This window comes from Prevotella sp. HMSC077E09, assembly GCF_001814685.1.
Taxonomy (GTDB): domain Bacteria; phylum Bacteroidota; class Bacteroidia; order Bacteroidales; family Bacteroidaceae; genus Prevotella; species Prevotella oris.
Map to the genome: position 1 here is coordinate 50,151 of NZ_KV817575.1, position 6,418 is coordinate 56,568.

General features: G+C 47.9%; 4 protein-coding genes. 1 reads left to right on the forward strand and 3 read right to left on the reverse strand.

Annotated elements, in window-relative coordinates:
* The first annotated feature begins 11 nt into the window (after nt 1–11).
* A complete protein-coding gene (locus HMPREF2983_RS09100) occupies nt 12–1,754 on the forward strand; it encodes a SusD/RagB family nutrient-binding outer membrane lipoprotein (protein WP_070667821.1) in 1,743 nt (580 codons plus the stop codon).
* Between the two features lie 488 nt (nt 1,755–2,242).
* Here HMPREF2983_RS09100 and HMPREF2983_RS09110 read toward each other — a convergent pair whose 3' ends face one another.
* The 3 genes from HMPREF2983_RS09110 to HMPREF2983_RS14025 all read right to left on the reverse strand — a co-directional run.
* The gene (locus tag HMPREF2983_RS09110; protein WP_070667823.1) at nt 2,243–4,540 is read right to left on the reverse strand and encodes a GH92 family glycosyl hydrolase; all 2,298 of its coding nucleotides are present in this window, start codon (nt 4,538–4,540) and stop codon (nt 2,243–2,245) included.
* 96 nt (nt 4,541–4,636) lie between these two features.
* Nucleotides 4,637–6,088, reverse strand: a complete 1,452-nt coding sequence (locus HMPREF2983_RS09115; protein ID WP_371441358.1) for a glycoside hydrolase family 125 protein — start codon at nt 6,086–6,088, stop codon at nt 4,637–4,639.
* Nucleotides 6,089–6,113: 25 nt separating this feature from the next.
* On the reverse strand, nt 6,114–6,418 hold a 305-nt coding region (locus tag HMPREF2983_RS14025), incomplete at its 5' end, for a hypothetical protein (protein ID WP_168166208.1).

The window sequence follows — 6,418 nt, forward strand, 5'->3', positions numbered from 1 at the left end:
TAAGAAACACTATGAAAAAGATAATAGCTTTAGCCTTAACAGGGCTTGCACTCTTGTCAACGACATCGTGCAGCGACTCGTCTTTCGATGCCAAATACGAAGACCCGTCCAAGACTTCAACTGTAGGCGTGCCGCAAGTGTTCACAGCAGTGCTCTACAAAGGCAACAAATGGATGAACCCCGTGTATTATCGCTACTATGTCCAGTCTACAACCTCAGGTTTCTACTCAGGAGTTATCGGGAATGCCAATAACCGCGGGCGTTTCAGAGGAGCAGGTGAAGGATATTTCAACACACGCTGGCAGGATTTCTATGACATGCTCACACAATATCGCCTGTTGGAAGATAACTATAACAAGCTAAACGAAACCGAACAACCTTCCAACAAGATATTCCTTTTGTTGGGACGCACTGTCATGCAGGCACAGCTCCACGAAGTACTATCCATCTGGGGAGACGTTCCTTACAAGGGTGCTTCCACAATCTGGAAATCAAGCGACTATGCAGATGCAAAGAAGAAAGACGTGTATGACAGCGATGTCGACACCTATAAACAAATCCTTATTGACTTGAAAGAAGTCGGCGATTACTTTGCTGCGGGCAATCTGAATGCCAATGGCGTTGCCAACTTAAAGCGCCAAGACTTCACGCTTGCCAATGGAAACACCGACATATGGCAGCGTTATGTCAACTCACTCCGACTGCGCATCGCCCTCCACTTGGCTACCAATGGCGAATGTGTCACGGTTGCAAAGGCTGCCATCAAGGAGATTTTGGAAAATCCCTCAACCTATCCTCTGATTGATGACAACACTAAAAACCAAGGTGTTGCTGCCGACACACAGACCGACGACTTCAATTATGGAAAGTCAGTATCGCAAGCTCTCAACAGTTCGCCCTACAGCTCGGGTTCTCAAGCCATGCTCGATGCCATGCACGTTCCGTCTACAGGCTATCCAAATGCCAACTCCGACCCGCGCCTGCCCCTCGTTTACGATCCTAATCCAAGTGGCAGATACGTGGCTTACGACGTGAACAAGAGCAACACCGACATATCCAATTTAGAAAGCGACAGCATCAAAGTCTATCAAAGTAAAGGCATCAAGAGTGCCAACTACTACTGTGTTATCGATTCACAGGCCGTTCAAGGTTGGGCAAACTATCAAGGCAACGAACGGCTTCCGGCATGCTGGCTCAACGCCGCCGAAGTGAGTCTGAGCATTGCCGAGTGTTATCTCAAAGGATATGGTGTTACTGCCAATGCTGCAAAAGCCAAAGACTATTTCATCAAAGGCGTAGTACAATCATTCGCATACTACAAGAAATTGAAGACTAACAGCACGCTCTATAAGGCTATCGACAACACATACTTCAATGACAGCTACGCAGGCAAACGAAAGACAAAGTTGCCCACAGAAGCCCAAGCCCAAGCCTATGCCACGCAGATATGGGACGGGACCGAGCAGGTCGTTGCAACCCAACTATGGCTTAACTTCAGTTTTATGAACGAGTTGGAAGCATGGAATGTAGTGCGCCGGACAGGTTATCCAAAAGTGACTTTCGCTACAGATGCACAGGTCAGCAGCTATCCCAAGCCGGCTCATCGACTGCCTTATCCAAGCGATGAACTCACCTACAATGCCGACAATGTGCAAGCAGCCATTACCAAGAATTATAAAGAGTCGACCGGTTTCTATACCAAACTCTTCTGGGCCAACACACAAGACTACTATCAGATGGTTACTGCCCAATAGCGCATTAACCCATAATAAAACCAAAAGAAGTATCAGAGCCTGTCTCTGGTACTTCTTTTTCATCATGTATAGTGAGTTGAATACAGGTGTCAGCAAGCCTGTTTTCTATGGCATCGCCGCTCTGAACTTCCCTCTTTCTGCAATGTTTATCGCCCCTGTTTCCTATATTTTCAAGCGCTGTTCCCTAAGGACAGGAAAGCAACACAACAGGCATGATTTCATCGTTTCGCAGACTTCGCCGTGCAATTTGCGTCACTATGCGTTGTGACTTGCGTCAGATTATGTCGCAATCTGCGTCAAAACACCGCGCAACTTGAGTCATATTACACGGTAATCTGACGCAAATAACAACCTCTCTCTTAAAACATATGAAAGGGAACTCCTATCCGGCACGCTCTTTCCCTTTGACAACCAGTCTTTATAGGCTATTTCATGGAAAGACAACCAACTCTGTTTGGCATTTCATCATGCGCGCTCATCTTGTCTTATTACTTGTTCACATTGAGAGCACTCATGGAATATGGCGCTGCTTCGGCTGTGATACCACGCGAAGTATTCGGCTGTGACGACATATTGAATACTATCTTCCCCCCCTTCTTAAGGTCGCTAAGCTTCAGATAGTTCACATTCCAAGAGAGCCCGTTTACAGTCATCGCATCTATATATCGGTTGACTTCAGAACACTTCGGAGCATCAATCGTTACCGTTTTCCCCTCTGGCATGTGCAAAATCACATGCTTGAAATAGGGCGTGCCAATGGCATACTCGCCGCTTCCCGGGCATACAGGATAGAAACCCAAGGCCGAAAAGACAAACCATGCAGAGGTCTGACCATTGTCTTCATCGCCACAATAGCCGTCAGGATTGGCGTTATAGAGTCTGCCCATGATGTCACGTATATGCCACTGTGCCTTCCATGGCTGTCCAGACCAATCGTAGAGGTAAGGCATGTGCTGTATAGGCTGGTTGCCATGTGCATAGTTCCCCATGTCCATGACCTGCATTTCACGTATTTCGTGGATTACTTGTCCGTAGTAACTATCGTCGAATATGGGTGGGACTACAAACACAGAGTCCATCATCCGATTGAACATCTCCCTGCCTCCCATAAGGTTTATGAGTCCATTGGGGTCGTGGAACACACACCATGTCCAATGCCATGAGTTGCCTTCAGTGAAAGCATCCCCCCATTTATAAGGTGAGAAAGGCGACTGAAACTGTCCATTCTTCAGTCTGCCACGCATCATCTTTACCGTCGGATCAAAGACATTACGATAATTCATCGCCCGCTTTTTGAAAGGTTCCAATGCTTTCTTCGACTTCCCCATAGCCTTGCCAAGCCGGTAGATGCACCAATCATCATAGGCATATTCAAGCGTACGGGCCACATTCTCATTGATATTCACATCATAGGGCACATAGCCTAACTTGTTATAATATTCAAATCCCCTCCTGCCTGTAGAGCCAATGCTCGGATGTACAGCCGCAGTGCCATGCACAACAGCCTCCCACAGCGTCTCGGCATCCTTGGTCTTGACCCCTGAAAGCCATGCGTCTGCAACGACAGATGCGGAGTTATTGCCTACCATGCAATCGCGGTGACCCGGTGACTGCCATTCGGGTAGGAAGCCAGACTCACGATAAACATTGGCAAGTGCTTCTTGTATGCGCATGTTTACATCAGGATAGAGCATGTTCAGCAATGGGAAAAGGGCACGGAATGTATCCCAGAAACCAGTGTCGGTGTACATATATCCGGGCAGAACTTTCCCATTATAGGGGCTGTAGTGTATCACATTGCCATCCGAATCCCTCTCCCAAAGCATGCGTGGAAACAGCAGGCAGCGATAAAGACAAGAGTAGAAGGTACGCTTGTTGTCGATGTTGTCATCGCCAATCTCTATACGTCCGAGTGCCGCATTCCAGGAGTTGCGTCCACGCTCCATGATGTTCTCCATGGAATTCCCTGCAGTTTCAAGTTCCTTTAAGTTTAATTGCGCCTGCGCAGGACTGATGAACGATGATGCCACGCGTGCAATCACAGGCTCACCTCGGCGTGATGTCTTGAAGCCTACGATGCAACCGCGCTTGCACTTGGTTGCAAAAGGCAAAGCGTTACCTTCACTATCAAGAGCATAAGCTATGGGATGATCAAACTTAATGATAAAATAATTACGGAAGTTCTTCGGCACCCCACCGCTGTTCTTCGTAGAGTAACCCACAACCATGTTATGCTCCGAGATCACCTTCACTTCAGAAACATAATCAAAAGCATCTATGACCACGCTGGCACTGTCGGTCTTCGGAAAAGTCAACCGCATCATGCAAGCACGCTCTGTCGGCGTCATCTCTGCCCTGATGTCATAGTCGGCAAGATACACCTTATAATAATAAGGCTTCACAATCTCCGACATATGCGAGAACCACGAGGCTCGCTGCTCCTCGTCAAAGACCGGCTGACCAACCTCCGGCATGAGTGAAAACACACCATAATCGTTTATCCACGGACTCGGTTGATGCGTCTGTTTCAGTCCGCGAATCTTATGCGAAGTGTAAACATATTGCCAGCCATCACCATTCTTTCCTGTCTGCGGAGTCCAGAAATTCATGCCCCACGGCATTGCTATGGCAGGATAGGTATTGCCGGCAGACAGCTGAAACGATGACTGTGAGCCTACTAAGGGGTTGACGAATGAAGCGTAGTCGTTCTCTTCCACGGCCGACAACATCTGTGCTGTACACATCAGGATGACAGACAACACAAGCCGCTCGTACAGGTTTCTCATAAGTGTGTAGTAAATATTGATCGTTGAACAATGCTATAACATGACCGACAAACATTGCTGTTGGCCATGTTCTGACGAATTAATCCCTATATGTTTTCACTTCAGGCTGTTGAGAAGCGGAGCCTTTCCCTCGTCGATAAGCTTCATGACAAGTTCGGCAAAAAGCCCATTCTGCCATGCAAACCACGGACGAGTGTAATGGTCAGAGTCGTTTACATCGAAGCTCTCGTGCATGAATCCGGTACCCGCATCAGTATGCATGAGCATCGTCATGTACTTGGCTATTTCCTTATCATCCTTAGAGATAAACAGTTTCATCATGATACTCATTGGCCAAGCCATGTTCAAACCGATATGCGGGCCTCCGATGCCCTCGCCAACCTTACCGCGGAAGAACCAAGGATTGTCTTCACTCCAAACGAAACGCAGTGTGTTCTGATATGTGGGATCGTCAAGCGACACATCTCCTAAATAGCCCATACCAAGCAACGAAGGAACATTGGCATCGTCAGCAAGGAGATGATTTCCAAAGCCATCCACTTCAAGCGCATAGATATTTCCATATTTCGGATGATTGTAGACGGCATACTTCTTTAAAGCCTGTTCCACTTCGTCGGCCAAGTCGTTACACTGCTTGGCAAGATCGGCTTCGCGGTTGACGGCAGTGAGTATCTCTGCCGCCTTGCGCAGAGTGGTCACAGCCATGAAGTTGGCGGGTATGAGAAACGGAAAGATTGTGGCGTCGTCCGACGGACGAAACACAGAAACAATCAGTCCGCATGGTTTTACAGGCGAGCCATAGCCGCCCCAACCTACAGTGTCGTAGGCACGGTCAGTGACACGCAGGAAGCGGTAGGGGCCAAGCCCATTCTTACGCTGTTGCTCGCGGAAAGTAAGCAGCGTGTTTCTGATTGCATTCAGCCATTCATTCCCGAAAACAGTAGCATCACCTGACACCTTCCAATATTGATAAGCCAAGCGTATAGGATAGCATTCGCTGTCTATTTCGTATTTGCGTTCATGTATCTCGGGCTTCATGTCGGTCCCGTCACTCTGCCATTCTCCACCTGTTGGGCCATCATTGAAGGCATTGGCATAACGGTCGATATTTGTATTCTTAAATTCTCTGAGGATGACACCCCTGATCATCCGTTTCAGCTGAAGGTCGCCATTGACAAATCGGACATACGGCCATACCTGGGCACCGGAGTCGCGCTGCCACATTGCAGCAATATCGCCCGTGTAGACAAAGGTGTCGTCTTCGCCGTCTTTCACGCGATAGTGGACTGTCGTCTCAAGGGTGTTGGGAAAGCAGTTCTCAAACATCCAGGCCAAGCGAGGATTGTCTTTCAAAATCTTCTTCACCCGCTTTATCTCCTTGTCTATGGCCTCCGACTTAAAGAGTCGCTCATGGATTGGAGGACGCTTACTGATGAATGTCGTGGCATTTTCAGCCACGGTGTCCGTGTAACGTTGTGCCACCTGACTGAAAGCAGGCGGTGCAGACATTGCTACTAAACAGGTCAAAATAAATGATGATACTCTCATTGTGTTTATGATTTCGTTATTTTATTCATGTGAATTCAGTTGAAGCATCTGCCTTTCTTACTTCCAAGAGGTTGGAAAACCGTTTTTGAAGCTTTTTCCCCATTTCCAAGGGATTGGAAAACCGTTTTTGAGGCATTTTTTCAGCTTCGGCCGTGGCCGAAATGCTGTTTTTGCCGTTTCTCGTTTTTCGGCCATGGCCGAAACGCATTTTTTTTATTTTTAAGCTTTCGGCCGCGGCCGAAACGCTGTTTTTGTTGTTTTTTACTCTTCGGCCGTGGCGGAAAACCGATTTTCGCCGTTTTTCCAGTTTCAGCCGTGGCGGAAACGCTG

Coding starts and splice junctions, on each gene's coding strand:
- HMPREF2983_RS09100 (WP_070667821.1), top strand. CDS start 12: ATGAAAAAGATAATAGCTTTAGCCTTAACAGGGCTTGCACTCTTGTCA.
- HMPREF2983_RS09110 (WP_070667823.1), bottom strand. CDS start 4,540: ATGAGAAACCTGTACGAGCGGCTTGTGTTGTCTGTCATCCTGATGTGT.
- HMPREF2983_RS09115 (WP_371441358.1), bottom strand. CDS start 6,088: ATGAGAGTATCATCATTTATTTTGACCTGTTTAGTAGCAATGTCTGCA.